Below are 23,496 nucleotides of genomic sequence, written 5' to 3'. Positions count from 1 at the left end.
TTGCGCCATTCTGGGACGTTGTTAACAAATTTGGATCGAGTCACGCGCCACCCACTCTACCGGCAGGCGGGTTTCGGCGGGGATCGACAGGTCATCATTCAGAATACGCAACATAATCTCTACCGCCATGCGGCCCAGCTCCCGTGCCGGCTGGCGGATGGTTGAAATACGGGGTTGGGTGAAGTCGGCATAGGTCGCGTCATCAAAGCCCACCAGCGACAGCGCTTCGGGTGCTTTGAGTCCGCGCGCGCGCAGGCCATCCATCAATCCCAGCACGAGAAAATCACTGGCAGCAAAGACGGCGGTAGGGCGCTCAGCGCAGCTAAACAGCCGTTCCAGCGCCTGTTTACCGAACTCGCGCTGGTATTCGCCATACATCACCCATTCAGGCAGGACATGCAGGCCAGCCTGCTCCATGGCGGTGCAAAAGCCCTGATAGCGTTCACGCACACTCATCAGTTCATCCGGACCGCCGACAAAGGCAATGTGCCGGTGACCTGCGGCGATCAGGTTTTCGGTAGCAATCCGGCCTCCCTGAACGTTGTCGGCAAAGACCTTAGGCACCACGCTACCCGGAATATCTTCATCCAGCAGCACGATGCGCTGGTGGCGGTTAATTTCTTTACGTAACAGGCCGTTATCAGGATGGTTGGTGGTAAACAGCAGGCCGTCCACCTGGCAGGTATCCAGCCAGCGGATAAACTGACTCTCTTTGCCAGGGTGGTTTCGGGTAATGCAGAGCACCAGGCTGTAGCCATGGGCAGAGGCGGCTTCTTCGGCGGCATCCGCCAGTTCGGCAAAGAAGGGGTTGGTAATATCGGGTAGCACCAGCCCCAGGGTTTCACTGCCGCCCTTGCTCAGGCGACGAGCCAGGCTATTACCGCGATAATCCAGCTGGCGAATCGCCGCTTCAATGCGGTCGATCGTCTCCTGCGGCAGGATAATGCTTTGATTCATATAGCGGGAAACGGTCGCTTTTGACAGTCCGGCCAGCGCTGCAACATCGGATAACAGCACCCGTTTTTTACTCATATCATCTGCCATCTTGCCCGGAATCGGCTATCAGTAACACAGTTGCGCGCAGCGAATACAGTTTTTTCCCTGACCGCTGACGATAAAATAATCGCTTGACAAAATTTAAGCAGAAGCGAATGTTAGAGGCAGTTTACCGCATTACCCGGGAGTCACTCCCAAGCCCGATTACTCTCTTTCATACGTGCACCATAATGGACGGTGTGCAGAAAGTCGATTATTCAGGTCCTGGCTGAAGCAGCCATTCAGACGATATTTGCCCGCCAACAATAATCCCTCTGCATTTCGATGCGGAGATCGACTGGTTATCTCTCATTCCCGACGAGGAATTTTAAGATGATGGCATTTAACACCAGAAAACTGCGCGCTGTTGCACTGGCAACCGGCTTACTGTCTGCGGGTTCGTTATTTTCATTGGCGCAAGCCGCTTCCACATATGCGCTGGTTCAGATTAATCAGCAGGCCCTGTTTTTTAATCAGATGAACAAGGGCGCCCAGGAAGCAGCGAAAGCAAGTGGTAAAAATTTAGTGATCTTCAATGCCAACGATAATCCCGTGTCGCAGAACGATGCGATAGAAAATTATATTCAGCAGGGCGTGAAGGGCATTATGGTGGATGCAATTGACGTCAACGGCATTATGCCAGCCATAAAAGAAGCAGCGGCAGCTAAAATACCGGTGATTGCCATTGATGCGGTATTACCAGCGGGGCCGCAGGCAGCACAGGTGGGCGTGGATAACCTGGAAGGCGGCAAAATTATTGGTAAATATTTTGTCGACTACGTGGCGAAAGATATGGGCGGCAAAGCGCGGCTGGGCATTGTGGGCGCACTGAATTCGGCCGTACAGAACCAGCGTCAGAAAGGGTTTGAAGAAACCATCAAGAGCAATCCGGGTATCACCGTGGCGGATGTGGTTGATGGTCAGAACGTGCAGGATACTGCGATGACAGCAGCAGAAAACCTGATTACCGGTAACCCGGATTTAACGGCTATCTACGCGACCGGTGAACCCGCTCTGCTGGGTGCGATTGCTGCCGTTGAAAATCAGGGGCGCCAGAAGGAAATCAAAGTCTTTGGCTGGGATCTGACCTCAAAAGCCATCAGCGGCATTGATGGCGGTTATGTCACGGCCGTGCTGCAGCAGGATCCGAAAAAGATGGGTGAAGAGGCAGTAAAAGCGCTGAACGCGCTTACGTCGGGCAAAACGGTGGCAAAAACCATTCTGGTGCCGGCCACAGTGGTAACCAAAGCTAACGTGGACAGCTACCGCGCGATGTTTAAGTAATCGCTGACTCGCCGCCTGACTGGAGCAGTGCGGCGAGCTCTTCTGCAGTGGGAAAGGCCTGACGTGTGCCATAACGGCTGACGGTCAGCGCAGCAGCCTGACTGGCATGCGCGAGTGCTAATGCATCAATGTCACCCTCGCGCAGGATCGCGGAAGCCAGCATCACGGCCAGAAAAGTATCGCCTGCGCCGGTGGTATCTACTGCATCGGCGGGGTGCGCCGGGCAGAATATTCGCTGGTCGCCCTGAGTGAGCCAGACACCTGCACTTCCGAGCGTAGTCACCACTGTGTTTACTGCATCGGGCTGTAACTGTTGCGCTTCGTGCTGATTGACCACGGCGATATCCACCAGCGACCAGCATGCGGCAAAACCGGCGTGCACTGGCGAGGGGTTAAAGACGGTAATCAGTCCCTGGGACTTAGCCAGACTGAACAGCGCATGGGTTTTCTCAGGGGAGAAATTGCCCTGCTGCACCAGCAGATCGCCCGGACGCGCGCTGGCAAGATGGTGGCGAAGCGTATCAATATCCAGCGCCTCGGCCGCCGTCTTACTGGTAATAATGGCGTTATCGCCATCGGCGCTGTGCAGAATAAGTGAGGTGTCGCTCAACGCGGTAATGGACTGCGTGGGCAATAACGTCACGGGCTCGTTCATGAGCTGCTGACGGATCCATTTTCCATTGCTGTCATGACCGATCGCGGCAAGTAAACAGGTCTCGATGCCGCAGCGGGATAATACGATCGCCTGGTTCGCGCCTTTGCCGCCGATATCCTGCGAACGTTGATAACCGTGAACAGAGGCGCCCTTAGCTGGAATATCGGTAACAGACCAGGTTTCATCGACAGTAATATTACCAGCCACATAAACACGCATAGTGTTTTCCTGAACAGGATTAAGAAGCGATGGTTGCTATATCAGCAGAAAAAATTGATGCAATACAAGCGATATTTTCCCGTCCTAAAGCTGTTATTGGTGTTATTCACTGTGACCCTTTTCCGGGTTCGCCTAAATATCGCGGTAAACCCGTCAGCGCGATAATTGATCGAGCATTACGTGATGCGGAAAACTATATTCTGGGCGGCGTTCACGGCCTGATTGTGGAAAATCATGGCGATATTCCTTTTTCCAAACCTGAGGATATCGGCCCGGAAACGCCGGCGCTGATGGCGGTGATTACGGAAAAAGTACGCGAACGTTTCGGCGTGCCGCTGGGTATTAACGTGCTGGCGAACGCTGCATTACCTGCTTTTGCCACCGCGCTGGCGGGCGGGGCGGATTTTATCCGCGTCAATCAGTGGGCCAATGCTTATATCGCCAACGAAGGTTTTATTGAAGGGGCTGCCGCGAAAGCGCTGCGCTACCGCAGCCAGCTGCGCGCCGAACATATTCGGGTGTTTGCCGACAGTCACGTTAAACACGGCAGCCATGCGATAGTGGCCGATCGCTCCATTCAGGAACTGACACGCGATGTTGATTTCTTTGAAGCAGATGCAGTTATCGCCACCGGACAGCGCACCGGTGACAGCGCCACACTGGAGGAAATCGACGAGATCCGCGCCGCCACCACCTTACCACTGCTGGTGGGGTCGGGCGTCACACCCGCTAACGTCTGCCAGATTCTGGGCCGCACGCAGGCCGTAATTGTGGCCAGTGCACTTAAGGTGGATGGTGTCTGGTGGAACGATGTGGATCGCGAGAGGGTAAAACACTTTATGGCGATCGCACAGGCTGCGCTGGATCCGGCTTAACCACCGTTTATCACCTGGCGCAGACCACAAAAAACCCTGCTGATGAGGCGTAATGCTTGTCAGTTAAGCTTTTAAGAACGCCGCAGCGGGTAACGCTGCGGTTTCTTTTTTACCGCCCGCGGATAATGCTTCTTTAAGGATTTTCACTCAGCCACTGGATCGTTCAACCGATCATTTCTGTCTTAACTGATCGGCATTACGCGAAAGCGGCCTTTTTAGTTGGCTAACCGTGCCAGCTCAGGGAGCATACGTTTATTAGCCGTCTGCGAATGACGGTTTCAGCCGCTTTTCTCTATACCCACAGGCTGTTTATGCTTAGCGCCGGGTGGTCTCCAAAAGTGTCCTGATAAGTTGTTCTCTGCTGAGTGCGACACAATAGGCGGGTGTCGCACGCTCGAAACGCCAGCCTTCCGCTAACGCGCCCGCATCCACCGCATCAAACCCAAAGGCATCATAAAGCGCCGTGACGATAGCCTTTCCTTCGCTGTCATCTCCCGCCAGCGGTAGCGCCTGACGGTTCGCATCGCCCGGGGGCAGGCCCTGGGTTTCCAGATCGGTCATGCGGATGGCATTAAATGCCTTGGTGATCCGGCTGCCGGGAAACTGGCGGGCAAGCCGTTCACTGGTGCTGATGCCACCACTAAGTAGCTCTTCGATGTCGCCATCGCGGTCGGGATAGTAATTGACCGCATCAAGCACGATTTTTCCCCGTAACTCCGCTGCCGGGAGGTGCTCAGTTGCCGTGAGCGGCACAGCGATCACGACCACTTCGCCGAAGTTTGCAGCCTCGGTGGCAGTACCGGTTTCGCAGCCAATCATCGGTTTCAGACTGAACAGCGTTCGTGGATCGCGCGAGTTGCTGAGCATCACCTCATGTCCCGCTTTAATCGCCAGTTTTGCAATCGCCCGGCCAACAAAACCTGCGCCAATAATGCCTATTTTCATGGGTTGTTCCTCGATGAGTTTCACGTCCTGACCTTAATTAAAAACAGGAGGTGAATAAATCGACAAACGGACGCAATATAAACAACCAACAGGAGGGAATCATGGATCGGCTCACCAGCATGAACGTGTTTGTTACCGTCGCAGAATCAGGTTCGTTTGCCGCTGCTGCCGGGAAATTGCTCATCTCACCGCAAATGGTGGCGAAGCATATCGCCACGCTGGAGAAGCACCTTGGCACACTTCTTCTGCATCGCACCACGCGACGACAAAGCCTGACGGATGTGGGCCGCAACTATTATGAACGCTGCAAAATCGTGCTGGCTGAAGTGCAGGAAGCAGATGCAATTGCGCTGGATATGCAGCAGCGTCCGTCCGGTACGCTAAAGGTCAGCGCGCCGGTCACCTTTGGTTCTTTTAGCCTGGCACCGTTTGTCACCCGCTATCTTGATCGGTTTCCTGATACGCAGGTTGATCTTGAACTCAGCGATCGGCTGGTTGATCCGTTTGAAGAGGGATATGAGGTGGTGATCCGGATTGGTGCGCTGCCCGATAGTTCGATTATCGCCCATCCGTTAAAGCCCTATGAGCTGATAGCCTGCGCGTCACCCGCCTATCTGGCGCGGCACGGTTTTCCTGCCACGCCAGCAGATCTGGAGAACCACGCCTGTCTCGTTTATGGGATATGGTCGCCTTCAAAACCCTGCCGCTGGGTGTTTACTCAGGCCGGGAAAGTCGAAGAAGTGCATCCGCAGGGAAGAATGCGATCGAATGACTGGAAAGCGCTCCTGCACGCAGCGCTGGAGGGCTACGGCATTACCCTGGGACCGGCCACCATTCTGTCTGAAGAGATCAGGCTGGGCAGGCTGGTCCAGGTGCTGCCCGATTATGCCGGGCCAGCACGCCCCATGCATGTCCTGATCCCGGCGGGCCGCCGTCAGACGGTGAAGATTCGTAGCTTTGTTAATGCCATTATCACCGGGTTTGGCCTCTATCCACCTGCATCCGGCTAAACCAGGCGGTTAGCGGCTCAGCAGCGGGATTAACTGGGGTAGCTGCGACAGCAGATAGAGAATCAACCCGATGGTGCCGCCCACCAGCGTGCCGTTGATGCGGATGAACTGCAGGTCTTTGCCGATATTGAGTTCGATCTGCTGCGACATGTCGCGTGCATCCCAGCTCTTGACGGTGTCGCTGATGTGACGCGTCAGGAAGCTGGCAAACTCCGGCGCCACGCTGCGCGCCGCCTGTTCCAGATGCTGATTCATCGAGTCACGCAGCGCCGGGTCGGCTGCCAGGGTTTCACCCAGCCACAAGGCTGCACCACGCACTTTTTCCTGCACCCGCGAATCCTCACTGCTGAGATCGGCTTTGAGCCAGTTGCGCATGTCATTCCACAGCTCGCCGATGTAGCGGTTGAATGAGGCATCCTCTTTCAGCCAGCCTTTGATCTCCTCGGCACGCTCGGCCATCTCCGGGTCGTTCTGCAATTTTACGATCAGCTTGTCGACTGCCCGGTTGAAGCCGAGGCGCAGCTCATGGCCCTGATCCAGCGCTACATCATCCAGCAGTGAATCGACCGCGTTCGACACCAGCTCGGCGCTGTGTTCGCCCAGCCATTCGGTCGGCAGCATTTTGGCTTTGATCGGATGCTCGCGTTTGAGCCAGCGCACCAGCTGCATGGCAATAAACTCGCGGGTACTGGGCTTATGCAATAACTTCAGTAACTGCTCGATAGCCGCGTCCAGCAGCGCCTGATGACGGTTATTTTTGGTCAGGCTCTCCAGCACCATGGCGCTGGTCTGGCTGAGGTCGACCTTGTCAATCGCACGATGCACGGCGCGGCGCATAAAGGTCTGGATCCGCGCGTCATCGGTCAGATCGAGGAAACCACGCATCACCTGCAGCAGATGGCGGCCGATGCGGTCCGCGTTGCCCGGCGCATTCAGCCACTGCGCCAGCAGGTTTGAAGGATCGTGACGGCGAATGAGATTCAGCAGTGAATCGGTATCAAGAAACTTCTCCTGCACAAAGCGCCCGAGGTTCTCGCCGATACGATCTTTGTTGCGCGGGATGATGGCGGTATGGCGTGAGATAAAGGGCACCGGCACGCGCCGGAACAGCGCCACCACCGCAAACCAGTCCGCCAGTGCGCCGACCATTGCGGCCTCCGCAATCGCTTTGACGCCGCTGACCCAAAAGCCTGGGGGCAGAAAAAGGGTGACGATAAAAGTGGCTGCGGCGAGCAGTAACAGCAACAGTGCCAGACGTTTCGTCCGTTTCAGTTCGTATTGTTTATCCATAACCTGATCTTAGCAGAGAGCCGGGTTCATCGGCGACGGCCACCCAGCAGGCTGCCGAGTACCCCACGAATGATCTGACTGGTGATCTGGCGGGTGGCGCTTTTCGCCATGGTTTGCACCACACCGTCGTGCTTACCGCCGCGCGGACCGGTTCGGCCAAACAGGATCTCTTTCAGACCACCGATAATGCCATCGTCTGCCGCAACCTCGTCGCCTTTGGCGGGTGGTGCACCGGCTTCATCGCTGGCGGCCTGGACGCCTTTTTGCAGCTTTTCAAACGCCGATTCGCGATCGATTTCAGTATCATATTTGCCATATAGCGGCGAATGGTTGATTAAGCCGTTGCGTTCATCGCCGGTAACCGGACCCATACGCGAGCCGGGCGCAATCACCATGGCGCGTTCCACTACCGACGGGCTGCCTTTGGCATCCAGGAAAGAGATCAGCGCTTCGCCGGTACCCAGTGCCTGAATCGCCTCAACACTGTTAAATGACGGGTTGGCACGCAGGGTATCGGCGGCGGTTTTTACTGCTTTCTGATCTTTGGGGGTGAAAGCGCGCAGGGCATGCTGCACGCGGTTGCCGAGCTGCCCCAGCACCCGATCGGGAATATCTCCTGGGTTCTGAGTGACAAACCAGACGCCGACGCCTTTGGAGCGGATGAGCCGCATCACCTGTTCGATTTTCTCCAGCAGCACCGCGGGTGCATCGGTAAACAGCAGATGCGCCTCATCAAAGAAGAACACCAGCTTTGGCTTATCGAGATCGCCCGCTTCCGGCAGATGCTCATAAAGCTCCGACAGCAGCCACAGCAGGCTGGTGGCATAGAGTTTTGGCATTTGATAAAGCTTCTCGGCGGAAAGGATGTTGATCACCCCTTTGCCATTGCTGTCGACGCGCATCCAGTCGGCGATATCCAGCATCGGTTCACCAAAGAAGTGTTCCGCGCCCTGTTGCTCCAGCGTCAGTAATCCACGCTGGATCGCGCCGACCGAGGCGCTGTTGATGTTGCCGTAATGCGTCTGGAAACTTTTGGCGTTGTCACCAATGTACTGAGTCATGGCGCGCAGATCTTTGAAGTCCAGCAGCAGCAAACCCTGGTCATCGGCGATGCGGAAAATAATCTGCAGCACGCCGCTCTGTACTTCATTGAGGTTCAGCAGACGCGCCAGCAGCAGTGGCCCGAGATCGGAGACAGTGGCACGCACCGGATGACCTTTCTCGCCGAAGATATCCCATAGCACCACCGGACTGCTTTGCGGCTGCCAGTCGGTGACGCCGATTTTCGCCAGCCTCTCCTGCAGCTTTTCGCTGGACTGGCCCGCCATTGCCACGCCGGTCAGGTCGCCTTTGACGTCGGCCATAAAGACCGGCACGCCACTGGCAGAGAACGATTCGGCCAGCTTCTGCAGCGTGACGGTTTTACCGGTACCGGTCGCGCCGGTGATCAGGCCATGGCGGTTGGCCATTTGCGGTAACAGATGAAGTTCAACGTCTGGCGTACGGGCAATCAGTAGCGGGGAAGTCATGATTTTCCACTCTCAGGCTGAAGGTTATGCCTGAAGGATAGCAAGCCAGAGCGGCACAGGAGGAGAACTATTCACCAAAAAAGCCGTTGCTGCGTGAAGCAACGGCCTCAAACCAGGACTTACTTCTGCACCTCTTCAAAATTCAGCAGGCTGACACCGATGCCCTGCTGCAGGTGATTAAGGTTGCTGCGTACCGCCACCTGGACCGCACCCTGTAGCAGCACAACAAACGGCGAATCCTGTTGGATGCGGGTTTGCAATCCGGTATAGAGGTTGCGGCGTTTCACGGCGTCGCTCTCTCCGGCGGCGGCGCGGGTCTGGGCACTGAGTTCCGGAATGGACCAGCCGACGCGCCAAGCCAGGGTTTTACCGCCGCCTGGCACGTTAGAGGCAAAGGTGCTGGCATTACTGTTAGGGTCGATGTAGTCCGCGCCCCAGTAGGTGAAGATTGCCTGAAAGTCGCGACTGCGCATTTTGCTCCACAGCTCTGATTCCGCCACCGGCTGGATATCGAGATTCACATCCGCTTTGGCAAAACTCGCCTGCAGCGCCTGCGCCACATCAATATAAGGCGGCTGGTTCACTACTGTCAGCGCGATATGCGTGCCGGGTTTAATGCCGCCTTTTTGCAGTATCGCCTGCGCCTTTTTCAGATCGTAATGGAACGGCGTGCTGTTCAGCGCACCGTCAAAGCCGTCCGGCAGGAAGCTCTGATGGATGCGGTACTGACCTTTCAGCAACTGGTTTGCCAGGCTGTCATAGTCAACCAGCCAGCGAGCCGCCTGCCATAGAGCCGGATTCCCCAGCGCCGGTTGCTGCGGACTTTGGGTGTTAAAGCCAAGGTAATAGATCAGGCTGGACGGAAAAGCATCGACCCGCACATTGGCAGTATTTCTCAGTGCGGCAATTTGATCCGGGCCGAGCTGACAGGCGACATCCACATCACCCTGCTGGAGCAGCAGACGCCGGGATCCGGGATCGGCCACACCTTTCAGTAATACGCGCTTCAGATGCGGCTTCTGCGTGCTGTGGGGGTTGGCCTCCAGCACCAGCGCCTGCAGCGGCACGAACTGTTTTATGGCATAAGCCGCACTGCCAGCGGAGTGGTTCTTCAGCCAGGCATTGCCGTAATCGTTGCTGCTGGCGTGTTCCTGCGCCAGTTTACTGTCGACGATGGAGGCGACCGGCGCGGTAAGCAGGCGCAGCGCCAGATCGCTGCCGATCTCCGCGGGCCAGCGCAGCTCAAACTGGTGGTCATTGATCACCGTGAATTGCTGATCGATATTTTCCGGCGTCCAGCCAAACTCGCCCAGGATAAAAGAGGGCGCTTTATTGAGTCTGACGGCGCGGGTTAAGGAGAAAACAACATCCTGCGCGGTGAGCGGATGACCGCTGGCGAAATGAGCCTGCGGGTTGAGGTCAAACACCAGGCTGTGGGGCGTTTTCCCGGCCTGCCAGCGTGTGGCAGCCAGTGGCGAGAGCTTCTGCGGGTTCTGGTGATCCGGCTCCAGCAGCGTCTGGTAGATATTGCGCAGGCTGCTATTACTGACGGTTTCAAAACTTTCCGCCGGATCGAAACTGATGATGCCATCGAGTGGCACAGCGACCACCAGAGTGTCAGCAGGCGTGGCGGCATGTGCCGGGTGAACCAGTGCCAGAGCAGTAACCAGTGACAAGAGTGTTTTGCGCATTGAGCATTATCCTGAGCCGTTGATTGCTCTACTCTATCGGGCGCCTGATAATCTCAAAATGCCGGTTTGTTATGAGCTTTGCACAAATATTTGCGCAGCGATTTGGGCAAAGAGACAAAATAAGATAGTGTCTGTCAGTAATTATTTCGTCGTTACTTTAAAATGCACAAAATTAATACGCTTTTACTCATGCGATCACAAATTGCGCACTGTCTGATTGTGCGGCTGATAAAGCCACTATAGTGTTAACGATCAGAAACGCTTTTCTTGTATGGAAGTATGATTTTTTTTTATCGGTTAGCAGACGTGATGATGACAGAGTGAAAATAACACCCTCCATTCTGCGTCGAATCAGCCAAATACCCGATGTTTATGCGGTTTTATCCCCGATTTCAGCGATGTAAATCTTTTACCTCTCGATAACCCTTCTGCAACACCATGATAAACTTTCACTTCGACATCTTTTTAATTCAATTTTTACATTCAGAAATATTTATATCCCTAATATTGCCAGGTTATTAACCGATAAGTTCCGTTAGTCACCGAACCATAATTTTACCCGCCCTTGTCTGTTTTGCCGTCGTCAGTGCTGTTTGCATTTATCTCTGCATGGAGTTTCCTGACTCTATTCAGCCTTTCAGCGACATAACAAATTAAACGGGTATTTAGCAGATGAGAGTCGTGCGGATATGCTTTTAGAAAAACCCACCACCAGGCGTAAATTTTTGCTCGGTTCACTGCTGGCTTTGCCATTAAGTGAGCTGGTCCTGAAAGGCATGACTGCGGCACAGGCTGCAGAGATGGCTGCACCCGAGTTAACCGATTACAAACCGATCTTTTTCAGCGCCGATGAGTGGCAGTTCATTCTGGCCGCTACCGACCGCCTGATTCCGGCGGGCGGCAAAGGCAAAGCGCCGGGCGCGCTGGAAACCAACGTGCCAATCTTTATCGATCAGCAACTGCACAGCGAGGCGTTTGGCAGCGAAATCTACCTGCAGGGGCCTTTTAATACCCAGGCGCCGGCCACCATGGGTTATCAGATTCCGTTCCGCCCACAGCAGATGTATCAGACCGGTATCCGGCTGATTAATCAGTGGTCGCAGAACACGCATCAGAAAGCGTTTCATGCACTGACGCTGGAAGAGAAAGATGCGGTGCTGACCCAGGTCAACAAAAACGAGATCGATTTTGCCGCGCTGGGCGAAGCCGATCTTAAACCTTCCCATTTCTTCAGCCAGCTGCTTTCAGATACCAAGCATGGCTACCTGGCCGACCCGATGTACGGCGGTAATAAAGGCATGAAAGCCTGGATCGCCATCGGATTCCCGGGCGCGCGTGCCAGCTTCACCGAATGGGTGAAACAGCACAACGTGCCTTATCCGCTGGGCCCGGTCAGCATCAAAGGTGAACGCGCATAACGCGCTTCCACATCAGGTATTTGAAACAGGATTATCATGGCACAGGTTACTAAAAAAGAAGTCGACGTCGTGGTCTGCGGCCTCGGCTGGGCAGGCTCGCTGATGAGCATCGAGCTGGCGCTGGCCGGTCTGGACGTGCGCGCGCTGGAGCGTGGCGGCGATCGTGATTACGACGAGTTCGCCTATCCAAAACCGGCGGATGAATACGCCTATGCGGTGCGCAACAAAGTGTTTGCAACGCCCGCCGAAGTGGCGGTCACCGTACGCTACAACAGCAGCCAGACCGCATTGCCCACCCGTAAATGGGGCGCGTTTGCACCGGGCACCGGCGTAGGTGGTTCTGGCCTGCACTGGACAGCGGTACTGATCCGTCCGACGCCAACCGATATCAAACTGAAGACCTATGTCGACGAGGCGTATAAGCCGGGCATTCTGCAGGATGATATGCGGGTAATGGACTTCCCGTTCAGCTGGGAAGAGATCGAACCTTATTACTACAAATTCGAACTGATTTGCGGCCAGTCGGGCAACACCGGCAACCTGCGCGGCAAAATCATGGAAGGCGGCGATCCGTTTGAAGGCCCGCGCTCTGAGCCTTATCCGCTGCCTGCACTGGATGACACGTTAAACAACGTGATGTTCAAAGAGGTGGCGACCAGACTCGGTTACCATCCGTTCCCGAACCCGTCAGCCTGTGTGTCGCGTGCATGGAAAAACCCGTACGGCAACCAGATCGCCCCGTGCAACTACTGCGGCTACTGCAGTAAATATCCTTGCCTGAACTACTCCAAGGCGTCGCCGCAGACCGCAGTCATGGATTCGCTGAAGCGCATGCCGAACTTCTCTTATGAAGTGAATGCAGAAGTGATCAAGGTGGTGCTGAACGATGATAAGAAAACCGCGAAAGGCGTGATCTACATTGATGCGCAGGGCAACGAGTGCTTCCAGCCCGCGAAAATCGTGGTGCTGAGCAGCTTCCAGCTCTACAACGTGCGTCTGATGCTGCTCTCCGGCATCGGCAAGCCTTATAACCCGATTACCGAAGAGGGCGTGGTAGGGCGTAACTACGCGTTCCTGTCGAACGGCGGCGCGACGCTGTTCTTCAAAGATAAAAACTTCAATCCATACGCCACGGCGGGTGCGACCGGCCAGATGTTTAACGATATCTCGCCAGGCAACTTCGACGGTCCTTCGCTCGGCTTCCTGGGCGGCGCGAAGATTCACAGCTCCCAGGCGACCGGTACGCCAATCAGCACCGCGCTGCCAAAAGGCACGCCATCCTGGGGCATGGGCTACAAGGAAGGTCTGGAAGAGTGGTACGGTCATTCGATGAAGATCAGCATCACCACCACCTGCCAGTCTTACCGCGATATCTATCTGGATCTCGATCCCAACTACAACGATCACCGTGGGCTGCCACTGCTGCGCATGACGTTTAACTGGAAAGAGAACGAGCTGAAGCTGCAGCAGCATCTGAAAGGCATCGTCGGCAACATCGCCAAAGAGCTGAACCCGGACAGCATGAGTATGAGCTTCCTGCCGATGGGCGCGGATTTCGATCTCACTAAATATGTCTCTACCCACAACGTGGGCGGCGCAGTGATGGGCGATAACCCGAAAACTTCTGCACTCAACAAGTATCTGCAGAGCTGGGATGTGCATAACGTCTTTGTGCCGGGCGGTAATGCCTTCCCGCAGAACTTCCAGGCGAACCCGACCGATACCATCGGTGCAATTACCCTGATGGCGGCGCAGGCGATCAAAGATCACTACCTGAAAAATCCCGGCCCACTGGTACAGGCATAAGCGCATGAATAAGCTGAAACTGAAGTCTTTTATTTTTGCCAACGCGGTGCTGCTGGCCAGCGGATTTGCGCTGCCTGCTCACGCCGAAAATGAAGCGCAACTGATTAAGCAGGGCGAATATCTCTCCCGGCTGGGCGACTGCATGGCGTGCCACTCACTGCCCGGCAAACCTGCTTATTCAGGCGGACTGGCGATTGAGTCGAACCTTGGCACCATCTTCTCTACCAACATCACGCCCGATAAGCAGCACGGTATCGGCAACTACAGCGAGCAGCAGTTCTCTGATGCGGTGCGCAAGGGAGTGTTACCGGACGGATCGCATCTCTATCCGGCGATGCCATACCCGGATTACGCCAAAATCAGTGATGCCGATATCCACGCGCTTTACGTCTACTTCATGAAAGGCGTGCAGCCGAGCGCAGAACAGCCGCCGGAAACCGATCTGAGCTTCCCGTTCAGCCAGCGCTGGGGCATGCGCTTCTGGAACTGGGCGTTCGCGTCAGATAAGCCGTTCCAGCCGATTGGTGGCGCATCAGCCGAGGTTAATCGCGGTGCCTATATCGTGGAGAGTCTGGGCCACTGCGGCAGTTGCCATACGCCGCGCGGTCTGGGCATGAACGAGAAAGCGCTGGACAGCGGTGATGATAAATTCCTGGCAGGCGGCAGCCTGAACAACTGGGATGTGCCGTCACTGCGCGGTGTGCCGCACTGGAGCGAGCAGGAGATCGTTGATTACCTGCAGACCGGCCGTAACGATAAAGCGGCAGTGGGCGGTGAGATGACCTCGGTGGTTGAGCACAGCAGCTCACACATGACTGATGCCGATCTGAAAGCCATCGCGGCCTACCTGAAGTTCCTGGGCGGCAATCCGCCATTGCAGGCGTTCAGCGTGCAGGCGCAGCAGGCAACGGAAGCGAAGCTCACGGCGGCGAAGAACCTCAGCGAAGGGGAGCGTCTCTATCTGGATAACTGCGGTGCCTGTCACTTCGTGACCGGCAAAGGCGCACCCGCGATCTTCCCGGAGCTGGATGGGGCAACCATCGTGAATGCGAAGGATCCAACCGGTCTGATCCATACCATTCTGGCCGGTGCGCAGCAGCCTTCTACGGCGAAAGCACCGTCTACGCTGGCGATGCCGGGCTTTGCCCAGCGCCTGAGCGATGATGAAGTCGCGCAGCTGGCGACTTTTATTCGCCAGGGCTGGAGCAACACCGCGCCAGCGGTGAGTAAAGATCAGGTTGCTGAGGTGCGTAAAACGCTGAAGTAATCAGGCAGTCCCCTCTGCCGGTCAGGAGAGGGGACATTCCGGATCAGTGAAAGGTACGCACCACTTCCAGCACGCCGTTAATGATGAACTGCACGCCCATGCAGACCAGCAAAAATCCCATCAGGCGCGAGATCGCCTCAATGCCGCTTTTGCCCACCAGCTTCATGATGGCTCCCGAACTGCGCAGTGAGATCCAGAGGATCAGGCTCACCAGCAGGAACGTCAGCACCGGCGCCACGCTAATCACCCAGGCGGGAAAATCAACGCCACTTCTTACCGTCGAGGCGGACGAGATGATCATCGCAATGGTCCCGGGTCCCGCCGTGCTCGGCATCGCCAGTGGCACAAAGGCGATATTCACCGGCTCTTTGGCTTCATCCAGCTCATCCAGTTTCTGCTTTGCTTCAACCGAATGGCCCGCAGGCTTGGCCGGAAACAGCATCCGAAAACCGATAAAGGCAACGATCAGCCCACCGGCCATACGCAGGCCCGGTATCGATATGCCAAAGGTATGCAGCACCGCGCTGCCTGCGTACCACGCCACCACCATGATGGCAAAAACATAGATTGACGCCTGGCGCGCCTGCCGGTTCCGCTGCTGGTAATTCATATCACCCGCCAGCCCTAAAAACAGCGCCACGGTGGTGAGTGGATTGGCGAGCGGCAGGATCACGACAAGCCCCAGACTAACGGCTTTAATCAGCTCCAGCATGTCTGCACTCCCTGATTAGTGTTTCGGGCGCTCCAGCGCCTCAAGCAGCTCCGGGAAGAAGTCCTGCAGGATTTCCGGCGTCATCAGTTCGGGATACTGCATCAGATGTTCGCGGATACGCTCGTTGACGTCCGGCAACAGTCGCTGAGCTGCAGCACTGGCGGTGATTTTGTGCTTCTTCATGGCGCGCAGCAGATCGCCTGGCAGCGTGTCTTCGTCGTCGGCGTCATCGACCATCTCCAGTGCATCGAGCTCGTCGAACATCTCCATCAGTGCTTCAGTCTGCGGCGTGCGCGACTCATATTCACGCGGATGTTCATCTTCCAGGAAGCGCAGCATGGCGCGCATAGGCGTGCCGTCTGGCGTGGACGGCGGCTCGGTGGCGAACCAGCTCAACAGCTGATGCATGGTGACCTGATGGACGCGGAATCCACTGTCGACCAGCTCATCGGCCAGCAGTTCGGCCGTTTCGTTCTCAATCAGGCAGATGTGCGTGCGTTTGGGTTCATACTGCTCCAGCCACTGGTAGATCTCTTCTATCACGCCATCGTCATACTCGAATTTTTTGCTGAGATAGCTGTCATCCTGTTCGTGAACGCAGGCCTGAATCTGATCGGGGTCGAAGTAAAGTGCGATGTTGATGCCTTTCATGCGTGCTGTCCTGTAGAAACCAAAACAACACTATAGCGCTCAACCCCAGGTTATGGGAATGTCAGGCATCACAGCATGGCGGGGTTTAACGCTCCCCTCAGTGCTGCGAGGGGAGAGAGGAAGAGGGGGATCAGGAGATAAAGTTTTTACCCTGCTTCAGTACCACGTCGCAGGCTTTGGTTTTCAGCTTCTCACCCATCGGTGAGTTGCTCAGGCTTTGCAGATTCAGCTGCTGGCCATTTCCGGTATTCAGCAGGCCTGCCACGCCCTGGGTGTAATCGGTTTTCTGTTCCTGCGCGGTGGTGGTGTTAAGACCGAGCTTGCTCAGCACCTGATCTTTCACCGACTGCACATTGTTTTTCACCACGTTGTGTTCGACGCAGTACTGCATCACACCTGCGGCATTGGTCATGCTGTTGGCGCTGACCGCTTTGTCGCCGCCGCCCAGCATGCTGGAAATAGAAGAGAGCGACAGACCGCCATTCTGCTGCGTGGTGGTGCTGGTGCTACCGTTGTTCTGCTGGCTGAGCTGCGACGCTGCACTGCTCAGCTGATCCTGCCAGCTTGCCGCTGATGCACTGCCTGCCACCAGAAGTGCTGCCACGCCCAAAACCCATGCACTGCGTTGTGCCTGCTTCATCTTAACCTCAGTATCTTCTTATTCAGTTTTGCTAAGAGAGGCTGACGAGCAGAAAGTTCCTGACTTCCTTTTATAAATAGCGTCTTAAATAGCACTTTGGGAATCTTCTGTAATAGAAGCGATAAAATATTCAGATGCTTGTTAGTGTTATTATTCTGTGAAGTGATTTGCTGAAGGCAGTAATAAGTGGCTCTCGCTGAAACATTATTTAATATCCTCACGTTTTTTATCAGGAATCGCCCTGGTTTAAATTAAATTTACCGCTTTGCTTATAGAGTGCTTTCTAAGCGCTTGCGTCTGGGTTGGTAATATTTACCTGAGAAACTATTTTAATATAACATCATGTGTTTTATGTAATTTTTATATTTAACGTAGCGGTAATTTAAACCGGGGTGCTTGTTTTTGATGCAAGTGTCTGTGCCGTAATTAAATTGAGTTAGCGGAGTTTTTTATTATTCCGGCTTGCGAAATCAGCCAGAGTGTTCATGCTTAATCACTGTGTCAGGCAGTTGTGGTAATTATTTAATTTAACGGGAGCGATATTATGGCTGGACAGCCAGAGCACAATAATAATGCAGACGTCACGCTTAAACTCGCTGAAGAGCAAATAGCCCTGACGAAGCAAAAGATTGTGGATGGACATGTCCGTGTTACCCGTTCCACAACTGAGCATGACGAGGTCATCAGTACACTGCTTAACCGGGAGAAGGTTGAGATTGAGCATGTAGCAAAAGCGCATCCCGTTGAAACGATGCCCGAAATCAGGGAAGAGAACGGTGTACTGATTGTCCCGGTAGTAGAGGAAGAAATCCAGATTGTCAGAAAGCTGGTGCTTAAAGAGGAGATCCACATCCGAAAAGTGCAGGAGAATGTTCCTTTTCAGGAAGTGGTGACCCGACGTAAGCAGCAGGTGAACGTTGAAAGAGATGACGATCAAATTAGCTAACAGAGAGGAACCTATCATGGCACAGGAAAAAATCGTAACACTGTTCGATTCTGCAATTCAGGCAGAGGCCGCGAAAAGAAATCTCGTGAAAGCAGGCTTTTCTGATCGGGACATCAGTCTTATCAGTGGAGAACGTTTGCAGCAGGAAGGGCAGTCTGTCCGCCATCCGAGCCTGTGGCAGCGTCTGTTTGGGCACGACGTCGATAAAGATGAGGCGGAGGTCTACACCAGAGCCATGGATAAGGGCGGCGTCGTGCTGACCATCCGTACTGAGGAGGAGAAACTGGCCCGCGCCATGACGATTCTCCATTCTCATGACTCGGTAGATGTGCCGTCACGCATGCAAAGCTCAGTTAATAATGGCAGCAGCGCGCCGGGCATCAACCCGACAGCAGGTAAGCAGTTTGCCGGTGAGACCAACGACCGCCAGGTTGAACCGCGACGCACCTCACTGACCGGTGACGAGAACGAAGCCGATATTCTGCGTCTGGCCGAAGAGCAGGTAGAAGTGGGTAAACGTCTGGTAAGCGAAGGCTCCACCCGCGTACGCCGCTATACCGTGACCGATACCGTCTCTGAAAATATTTCATTGCATGAACAGCACGCTGACATCTTCCGTCGCTCGGTGAATGAACCGGCGCTGGCGGGAGAAGTGGACTGGTCCGAGAAAACCGTCGAAGTTGCTGAGACCCATGAGCAGCCGGTGATCAACAAAACGACCCACGTGAAAGAAGAAGTGGTGGTGCGTACCGACGGCAGCGATCGTACCGAGACCATTAATGACACGGTGCGTCGTCAGGAAGTGGATATCGACCATGCACGAGGCGGTCTGGAGAGCGAACTGCCGGGTACCACAGCAGCGGGCAGACCTGCCGCAGCGGGTGCAGCGACGCAGTCACCCGGTGCGCATAATCGCGACCACAAAGAGAGCCTGACTGAGAAGGTGAGCGAGAAAGCCAGCGAAGTGAAGGACAAGGTTGAAAGTAAGTTGCATGATCACTCACATTGAGGCGCTCATCCTGACAACAACAGATGATGATGATGGGCATTGCTGATGCCCGATGCTGAGCATTGCTGATGCCCGATGCTGAGCATGCAAGATGCAAGAAAGAGCTAACCGTGAGGTTGGCTCTTTTGCGTTTGGGGGGGAGCGGTTATGGTTGCGGCTTGTAAACGTGGTGCTGCCTTTACACGCGGTCGCCTCAATTCTGTTTCTGGCCTGTCTGCCATTTACCGGACTGGCGATCATTCCAAAGCTTTTTTAGCCGCCACACTGTTGTTGACCATGACGCTTCTGATGCTGGCATTGAGCGCTATCGCTGGCGAAAGCTTACTGAATGTATCGCGCTGGCAGATCCGTGCCTTATCCGAGTGGCCCGCGCTGATTGAGGCCGGGCTGCCTGCTGGTGATAGAAGAGAGCGATATACCGCTATTCTGCTGTGTGGTGCCGGTGCCGGTGCTGAGCTGCGACGCTGTACTGCTCAGCTGATGATCCTGCCAGCTCGCCGCTGATGCACTGCCTGCGACCAGAAGTGCCGCCAGTCCCCATCCCCACGGACGGCGTTGTGCTTGTTCCATCGCAACCTCGTTATGTGCTTATTCAGTTTTCCTAAAAAGCTGAGGAGCTGAACGTTCCTGACTTTCTTCATTAAATAGCGCTTTGGGAATCTTCAGTAATAAAAGTGATAAGATATTCAGGTGGTTGTGGGTGTTATTATTCTGTGAAGTGATTTTCTGAAGTCAGTGATAAGGACGCCCATATAATAAATTTTTTAATATCCTTGCTGCTTCTATCATGGATTATACTGGTTTAAATTAAATTTTCCGCTTTTCTTACGGTATATTTTATTAGCGATTGCCTGGGGTTGGTTAATGTCTATCTTTAAAATTATATTTGCCGAACTGTCTTCATTGTTTTTTTACTTTTATCATCACGGAAATAATAATCGCGTTGATGGATTTAATGCCGTAATTAAATTGAGGATGGAAGGTTTTTACTATCCAGCCTTGCAAAAATCGCCATATTCACGTCCTGTCTGACCTATTGTGCAAGAGGCAAAGACAGCGTGTTCGTTAGGTATCTGGTCTGAACTCATGACGACTTACGCTTGTTGTCCGGGCTGAAGTCAGTGCGGGGTTAACGACGGTCTGGCTTTTCAGCAATCAACCAGGTCAGGCCGTAAACCACCAGTCCAGCGACAAGAACGAGCAGCGGAACAATGATGCGCATGGCACCTTCATTCAGCGTGGCTGCCAAAAATATGCCCACGACCATAGCCATTAATACCAGACCGCCGGACACTTCGGCGATGAGCTTACGAAGAAGTCTAATAAGTTTCGATAGCATTAATAAATTCTCTGGAGGCTGAGGGGTTTTTACGTAACATTTCACCCATTTTGATGAAGTTCTGCAGGGGTTCTTCAAACATGAAATAGAGCATGTCGTAGTCGTTAACCCGCAGTTTTCTCCACAGTTCAGGGTTTTGCATCTGAAGTCGTCTGGAGGCTTCACAGGCGCGGGAAATTACGCCCTGAGGGTTCGCTCCAGCCCCAGATAAATCCATCGGTACTGAAACCATGCCCGATAAGACTGAGCTGGGGAACATTGTTGCGTCCGTTGCTTTTCCCCGGAAATCGCGTCCATTGATGAATTAACTTTAAAATATTGTAATGGTCATGGCAAATTTTTGGCAGTGCAGGCTGAACTGAAAGGACAGCTGCTAATGATTTTATGTAAAAACTTTCTGTAAAGTTTCTACGGATAACCGTGACCTGTTTTCTTCGATATAGTCACAAAATATCCGTGCTAGCCGGAAAGAAATACAACCCGAGAGAATAAAGTGAACTGTAAACGGGCACCGCTGATACTCGATGCTGAGCATGCAAGATGCAAGAAAGGGCCAACCGCGAGGTTGGCTCTTTTGCGTTTGGGGGCTGGGTGAGTGATTAAGGTTGTAGCAGGAGTCAGGGATTTCCCAGGCCAGCTATCAAATTAAACTTTTCCTGATAATCGCATTCAGCCAGATCTCATTGCTGCGTCCCGCACGTACATCACCGGTCTGCCAGATTTTTGCCGTTTCAAAAGCGAACCTGTTCCCCGTTGCGTCCTTAGATCCAGCCTCTTTTATGATCCCCAGCTTATTTTTAGCCAGGGGGGCCCTGCCGGGAGTATTCATTCCTTCAACCAGTTTCTGAAACCCAGTTACATCCATATCAGTAAATCTGCGCCCGTCCTTTTCCCGTTCGCCGTGACCATGCTTAAAGGAGAGATACCAGACGCCACCAGGCTTTAGCGCTGTGGCCAGCTTTGCCATGACGTCAGGGAGTTCAGTGTGGGAAACATGCAGCACCGATGCGCAGCACCAGATACCGTCATATTTTTCAACCGCATCAACATCCTGAAAGCGCATCTGCGCTACAGGCTTTCCGGACCACTGACGAGCCAGCGCAACCAACTCTGCTGATGCATCGAAGGCTTCGACGTCAAAACCCATTTCACTAAAGGCTTTGACGTCACGACCTGAACCGCAGCCTGCATCAAGAATGCGAGCGCCTGGCGGCAGGTAACCGGTAAATGTCAGGTAAAGCGCAGACATATCCACACTTGCCGTGTCGGTAAAAAACTGTTGAGCGTTCTGACGGTAATAATCTTCGTTGCTCAAAACTGGCTGCCTCCCTGTGCCGCTGGCTGCCACTCGTGGAGCAGGGAAAATTTTGCCGTATCCCAACTGTTTTGCAGGAAGCTGTGCCGTAGTATCGGCGTTGCGCCGGTCTGGCGGAGTAACGTCTCCCGCAATGGCAGATGGCTGTTAATAAAGTATTCGTTTCGATCATGCAGTCGCTGCAGCAGCGCTATTGACGGGATGCGCGCAAACTTACCCTGAGCGCCACGATTACAGGTCTGGCAGGCCAGCACCAGATTCCAGACGCCGTTGAGGTTGCCGATTTGCTCGCTGAGTATCAGCGGCAGAAAGTGATCGACATCCGCCAGGTTCTCTTCGCCGCCCGTCACGCCAATGGCGCGGAAGCAGTAAAAACACAGTCCTTTCTGGTAGCCGTTCAGGCTGCTGCGACAGCTGGTAATATCGACGCGGCGACCACTCTGGCGGCTGAAAAGCATTTTGTCATTATCGTCATAATCAACCGCAATCAGGTTGCGTGAAACATTCATCGCCCAGGCTTCTTCAACCAGCCGCCATCTTGCATCCGTTTCCGCTTCCAGACTGGCGAACTGTTCGTTTTCCGTCAGCTGATAAAAATTATCCGTAAGTCGTATGCCTTTATGACTTCGCCGTTCATCCAGGAAAAAGCGTTTGTCGATCTCGGCATGATTCACATTATGAAAAGCATCGATGACGTTAACAAAACCGCGCTTAACGGTAATAGCGATTAACTGTTCTTCGTTGATTTCGCCTGCGTTGAATTGCCTGCACGCCTCCAGAAACTCGCTGCTTTTGCTGGTGATCTGCTTTGGCGCATGACGCAGGTGAGCGCACAAATGCCGGACAAAAGGCACGGCCAGCGCTTCCAGCGTAATCAAATCGTTGTCCGGCTGCTTCAGGTCGTATAGCGCATGGGCAAGCGCAAATTTATAGGACGCGACGTTTTTGCCAAAAAGAATAACGCCGCGCCAGTAGTTTTCGAGGCGGGGATCGGCCTGGTAAAAGCGCATGCAGGATCCTGTTTTGCGAGACAGCTCGAGAAATTCATGTAACAGGATCACATAACAAATGCAGGTAAATGTAAACCGTAAAGGTGGGGAGGGATTTGGGAGTTTTTAAAGGCGAGCAGGCGCTGTAAGACAATCAAGACAACATCAGCGTAAGAGATAAGTTGAGGGAGGATGCTCAGGTTAAAACGTTGGGCCATAGCCGGATTTATTCAGGCAACTCAGTTGTGGGGCTGGCGCTCGGCACTGCCTGTCTCTGGCACTCGCCAGACAGATCGTAGTGCACTGAAAGATGAGCTGGCAGGGCAATAAAAACGGATAACGGCGTCATATCTTCTTCGATATAATCAGGAGCTATCCGAACAGATCGGGTCATTTAAATGCATCAGTTTGTTTATTTTATTTTCTCACTGCTGTCGTTAGTTTTCTTCATTTTGCTCATCTGGTATTGCTTCAAGCCTTTGCCCCTCAAAAAAGGGCTCCCTCCTTCTCCAGGCGAGATGAAAAAGATATCGGCTAATACGCCGATATTGAAAAAATTGGGCATGAACACGGAAGATTATTACTATGACTGCGACTTCCTGTATCAGCAGCGCGAAGGCGAAACGATTTGCAAAGTTCCGCTGAAGAATATTATCAGGATAAAAGTTACCGGAACTGAAGTCAGCAATCGCCGGGTATGGCTTGTTCGTTACGTCACCGGGTCTTATAGCACCGAAAGGGAGTTCAGAGTCCTGAACAACTACACCCTTTTTAATCGGGATTTTGTCGGTTTTCTTGCCGCCGTGAAAGAGGCCAATCCAGCGGCTGAGGTGCAGGAAATGACCTTAGGACGACTGTAAATTGGCAGGAT

22 protein-coding genes and 1 pseudogene are annotated in these 23,496 nt (G+C 54.0%); 9 read left to right on the top strand and 14 right to left on the bottom strand.

Features of this window, described 5'->3' with window-relative positions; genetic code table 11:
- Nucleotides 1-21: 21 nt before the first annotated feature.
- On the bottom strand, nt 22-1,044 hold the full coding sequence (locus NP77_RS02410; RefSeq protein WP_003850983.1) for a LacI family DNA-binding transcriptional regulator: 1,023 nt from the start codon (nt 1,042-1,044) through the stop codon (nt 22-24).
- A 324-nt stretch (nt 1,045-1,368) separates the two neighbouring features.
- On the opposite strand from NP77_RS02410, the gene NP77_RS02405 reads away from it, so the two are divergent.
- Nucleotides 1,369-2,319, top strand: a complete 951-nt coding sequence (locus tag NP77_RS02405; protein ID WP_003850981.1) for a substrate-binding domain-containing protein — start codon at nt 1,369-1,371, stop codon at nt 2,317-2,319.
- Here the strand turns inward: NP77_RS02405 and NP77_RS02400 are convergent.
- Nucleotides 2,312-3,193 (bottom strand): PfkB family carbohydrate kinase, encoded by an 882-nt coding sequence (locus NP77_RS02400; protein WP_039658904.1) that lies wholly within the window; start codon nt 3,191-3,193, stop codon nt 2,312-2,314. The genes NP77_RS02405 and NP77_RS02400 overlap by 8 nt on opposite strands.
- Nucleotides 3,194-3,222: 29 nt before the next feature.
- Between NP77_RS02400 and NP77_RS02395 the strand changes: the two genes are divergently transcribed.
- Nucleotides 3,223-4,068 (top strand): BtpA/SgcQ family protein, encoded by an 846-nt coding sequence (locus NP77_RS02395; RefSeq protein ID WP_003850977.1) that lies wholly within the window; start codon nt 3,223-3,225, stop codon nt 4,066-4,068.
- 315 nt (nt 4,069-4,383) lie between these two features.
- On the opposite strand, the gene NP77_RS02390 is transcribed toward NP77_RS02395, so the two are convergent.
- Nucleotides 4,384-5,013, bottom strand: a complete 630-nt coding sequence (locus NP77_RS02390) for an NADPH-dependent F420 reductase (RefSeq protein WP_039658902.1) — start codon at nt 5,011-5,013, stop codon at nt 4,384-4,386.
- Between the two features lie 101 nt (nt 5,014-5,114).
- Here NP77_RS02390 and NP77_RS02385 point away from each other — a divergent pair, with 101 nt between their 5' ends.
- Complete coding sequence (locus tag NP77_RS02385) at nt 5,115-6,023, top strand: LysR family transcriptional regulator (RefSeq protein ID WP_039658901.1); 909 nt, start codon at nt 5,115-5,117, stop codon at nt 6,021-6,023.
- 9 nt (nt 6,024-6,032) lie between these two features.
- Here NP77_RS02385 and NP77_RS02380 read toward each other — a convergent pair whose 3' ends face one another.
- The 3 genes from NP77_RS02380 to NP77_RS02370 form a co-directional block, all read right to left on the bottom strand.
- Nucleotides 6,033-7,313 carry a DUF445 domain-containing protein gene (locus NP77_RS02380; protein WP_039658899.1) on the bottom strand — a complete coding sequence of 427 codons (1,281 nt, stop codon included), beginning with the start codon at nt 7,311-7,313 and terminating at the stop codon, nt 6,033-6,035.
- Between the two features lie 26 nt (nt 7,314-7,339).
- Nucleotides 7,340-8,842, bottom strand: coding sequence for a helicase HerA-like C-terminal domain-containing protein (locus NP77_RS02375; RefSeq protein ID WP_003850968.1), 1,503 nt, complete (start codon nt 8,840-8,842; stop codon nt 7,340-7,342).
- A 119-nt stretch (nt 8,843-8,961) separates the two neighbouring features.
- Entirely contained in the window at nt 8,962-10,533 is a 1,572-nt protein-coding gene (locus NP77_RS02370; RefSeq protein WP_039658897.1) for an ABC transporter substrate-binding protein, read from the bottom strand.
- 689 nt (nt 10,534-11,222) lie between these two features.
- Here NP77_RS02370 and NP77_RS02365 point away from each other — a divergent pair.
- From NP77_RS02365 to NP77_RS02355, 3 genes are read left to right on the top strand one after another with little or no spacing between them, the layout of a single operon-like run.
- A complete protein-coding gene (locus NP77_RS02365; protein ID WP_008925470.1) occupies nt 11,223-11,951 on the top strand; it encodes a gluconate 2-dehydrogenase subunit 3 family protein in 729 nt (242 codons plus the stop codon).
- A gap of 36 nt (nt 11,952-11,987) precedes the next feature.
- Nucleotides 11,988-13,757: a GMC family oxidoreductase gene (locus tag NP77_RS02360; protein ID WP_033762281.1), complete on the top strand. Its 1,770-nt coding sequence runs from the start codon at nt 11,988-11,990 to the stop codon at nt 13,755-13,757.
- A 4-nt stretch (nt 13,758-13,761) separates the two neighbouring features.
- Nucleotides 13,762-15,024, top strand: a complete 1,263-nt coding sequence (locus tag NP77_RS02355) for a cytochrome c (RefSeq protein WP_039658895.1) — start codon at nt 13,762-13,764, stop codon at nt 15,022-15,024.
- Between the two features lie 43 nt (nt 15,025-15,067).
- Here the strand turns inward: NP77_RS02355 and NP77_RS02350 are convergent, their stop codons facing one another.
- The 3 genes from NP77_RS02350 to NP77_RS02340 all read right to left on the bottom strand — a co-directional run bounded on the left by NP77_RS02350 (nt 15,068) and on the right by NP77_RS02340 (nt 17,027).
- A complete protein-coding gene (locus NP77_RS02350) occupies nt 15,068-15,736 on the bottom strand; it encodes a MarC family NAAT transporter (protein WP_003850965.1) in 669 nt (222 codons plus the stop codon).
- A gap of 15 nt (nt 15,737-15,751) precedes the next feature.
- On the bottom strand, nt 15,752-16,387 hold the full coding sequence (locus NP77_RS02345) for a hypothetical protein (RefSeq protein ID WP_003850964.1): 636 nt from the start codon (nt 16,385-16,387) through the stop codon (nt 15,752-15,754).
- A gap of 130 nt (nt 16,388-16,517) precedes the next feature.
- A complete protein-coding gene (locus tag NP77_RS02340; RefSeq protein WP_039658892.1) occupies nt 16,518-17,027 on the bottom strand; it encodes a DUF2501 domain-containing protein in 510 nt (169 codons plus the stop codon).
- A 544-nt stretch (nt 17,028-17,571) separates the two neighbouring features.
- On the opposite strand from NP77_RS02340, the gene NP77_RS02335 reads away from it, so the two are divergent.
- Together NP77_RS02335 and NP77_RS02330 are read left to right on the top strand one after the other, a co-directional pair.
- Nucleotides 17,572-17,973 (top strand): YsnF/AvaK domain-containing protein, encoded by a 402-nt coding sequence (locus NP77_RS02335; RefSeq protein WP_003850961.1) that lies wholly within the window; start codon nt 17,572-17,574, stop codon nt 17,971-17,973.
- Between the two features lie 16 nt (nt 17,974-17,989).
- Complete coding sequence (locus NP77_RS02330) at nt 17,990-18,982, top strand: YsnF/AvaK domain-containing protein (RefSeq protein ID WP_039658890.1); 993 nt, start codon at nt 17,990-17,992, stop codon at nt 18,980-18,982.
- A 381-nt stretch (nt 18,983-19,363) separates the two neighbouring features.
- Here NP77_RS02330 and NP77_RS22735 read toward each other — a convergent pair.
- From NP77_RS22735 to NP77_RS02305, 5 genes and pseudogenes are all read right to left on the bottom strand, one after another.
- Nucleotides 19,364-19,552, bottom strand: a pseudogene (locus tag NP77_RS22735) (hypothetical protein); the annotation flags it as partial.
- 559 nt (nt 19,553-20,111) lie between these two features.
- On the bottom strand, nt 20,112-20,321 hold the full coding sequence (locus NP77_RS02320; RefSeq protein ID WP_033762275.1) for a hypothetical protein: 210 nt from the start codon (nt 20,319-20,321) through the stop codon (nt 20,112-20,114).
- A complete protein-coding gene (locus NP77_RS22730) occupies nt 20,302-20,580 on the bottom strand; it encodes a hypothetical protein (RefSeq protein WP_231001619.1) in 279 nt (92 codons plus the stop codon). Before NP77_RS22730 ends, NP77_RS02320 begins: the two co-directional genes overlap by 20 nt.
- A gap of 381 nt (nt 20,581-20,961) precedes the next feature.
- Nucleotides 20,962-21,636, bottom strand: a complete 675-nt coding sequence (locus tag NP77_RS02310) for a bifunctional 2-polyprenyl-6-hydroxyphenol methylase/3-demethylubiquinol 3-O-methyltransferase UbiG (protein ID WP_003850952.1) — start codon at nt 21,634-21,636, stop codon at nt 20,962-20,964.
- A complete protein-coding gene (locus NP77_RS02305) occupies nt 21,633-22,646 on the bottom strand; it encodes an HNH endonuclease domain-containing protein (protein WP_039658887.1) in 1,014 nt (337 codons plus the stop codon). The genes NP77_RS02310 and NP77_RS02305 overlap by 4 nt, the downstream gene beginning before the upstream one ends.
- Nucleotides 22,647-23,023: 377 nt before the next feature.
- On the opposite strand from NP77_RS02305, the gene NP77_RS02300 reads away from it, so the two are divergent.
- Complete coding sequence (locus tag NP77_RS02300) at nt 23,024-23,485, top strand: hypothetical protein (RefSeq protein ID WP_033762272.1); 462 nt, start codon at nt 23,024-23,026, stop codon at nt 23,483-23,485.
- Nucleotides 23,486-23,496 lie beyond the last annotated feature (11 nt).

Source organism: Pantoea sp. MBLJ3 (assembly GCF_000816655.1).
GTDB classification, from domain to species: domain Bacteria; phylum Pseudomonadota; class Gammaproteobacteria; order Enterobacterales; family Enterobacteriaceae; genus Pantoea; species Pantoea eucalypti.
The sequence above is the reverse complement of the archived record's forward strand: the minus strand, read 5'-3'. Positions and strand labels throughout refer to the sequence as shown.

Bases quoted from the DNA above. Each gene is read 5' to 3' on its own strand.
- NP77_RS02390 (WP_039658902.1), bottom strand. From the start codon at position 5,013: ATGAAAATAGGCATTATTGGCGCAGGTTTTGTTGGCCGGGCGATTGCA.
- NP77_RS02380 (WP_039658899.1), bottom strand. From the start codon at position 7,313: ATGGATAAACAATACGAACTGAAACGGACGAAACGTCTGGCACTGTTG.
- NP77_RS02355 (WP_039658895.1), top strand. From the start codon at position 13,762: ATGAATAAGCTGAAACTGAAGTCTTTTATTTTTGCCAACGCGGTGCTG.
- NP77_RS02385 (WP_039658901.1), top strand. From the start codon at position 5,115: ATGGATCGGCTCACCAGCATGAACGTGTTTGTTACCGTCGCAGAATCA.
- NP77_RS02330 (WP_039658890.1), top strand. From the start codon at position 17,990: ATGGCACAGGAAAAAATCGTAACACTGTTCGATTCTGCAATTCAGGCA.
- NP77_RS02365 (WP_008925470.1), top strand. From the start codon at position 11,223: ATGCTTTTAGAAAAACCCACCACCAGGCGTAAATTTTTGCTCGGTTCA.
- NP77_RS02410 (WP_003850983.1), bottom strand. From the start codon at position 1,044: ATGGCAGATGATATGAGTAAAAAACGGGTGCTGTTATCCGATGTTGCA.
- NP77_RS02305 (WP_039658887.1), bottom strand. From the start codon at position 22,646: ATGCGCTTTTACCAGGCCGATCCCCGCCTCGAAAACTACTGGCGCGGC.
- NP77_RS02370 (WP_039658897.1), bottom strand. From the start codon at position 10,533: ATGCGCAAAACACTCTTGTCACTGGTTACTGCTCTGGCACTGGTTCAC.
- NP77_RS02405 (WP_003850981.1), top strand. From the start codon at position 1,369: ATGATGGCATTTAACACCAGAAAACTGCGCGCTGTTGCACTGGCAACC.
- NP77_RS02375 (WP_003850968.1), bottom strand. From the start codon at position 8,842: ATGACTTCCCCGCTACTGATTGCCCGTACGCCAGACGTTGAACTTCAT.
- NP77_RS02360 (WP_033762281.1), top strand. From the start codon at position 11,988: ATGGCACAGGTTACTAAAAAAGAAGTCGACGTCGTGGTCTGCGGCCTC.
- NP77_RS02395 (WP_003850977.1), top strand. From the start codon at position 3,223: ATGGTTGCTATATCAGCAGAAAAAATTGATGCAATACAAGCGATATTT.
- NP77_RS02320 (WP_033762275.1), bottom strand. From the start codon at position 20,321: ATGCTATCGAAACTTATTAGACTTCTTCGTAAGCTCATCGCCGAAGTG.
- NP77_RS02400 (WP_039658904.1), bottom strand. From the start codon at position 3,193: ATGCGTGTTTATGTGGCTGGTAATATTACTGTCGATGAAACCTGGTCT.
- NP77_RS22730 (WP_231001619.1), bottom strand. From the start codon at position 20,580: ATGTTCCCCAGCTCAGTCTTATCGGGCATGGTTTCAGTACCGATGGAT.
- NP77_RS02345 (WP_003850964.1), bottom strand. From the start codon at position 16,387: ATGAAAGGCATCAACATCGCACTTTACTTCGACCCCGATCAGATTCAG.
- NP77_RS02300 (WP_033762272.1), top strand. From the start codon at position 23,024: ATGCATCAGTTTGTTTATTTTATTTTCTCACTGCTGTCGTTAGTTTTC.
- NP77_RS02350 (WP_003850965.1), bottom strand. From the start codon at position 15,736: ATGCTGGAGCTGATTAAAGCCGTTAGTCTGGGGCTTGTCGTGATCCTG.
- NP77_RS02340 (WP_039658892.1), bottom strand. From the start codon at position 17,027: ATGAAGCAGGCACAACGCAGTGCATGGGTTTTGGGCGTGGCAGCACTT.
- NP77_RS02335 (WP_003850961.1), top strand. From the start codon at position 17,572: ATGGCTGGACAGCCAGAGCACAATAATAATGCAGACGTCACGCTTAAA.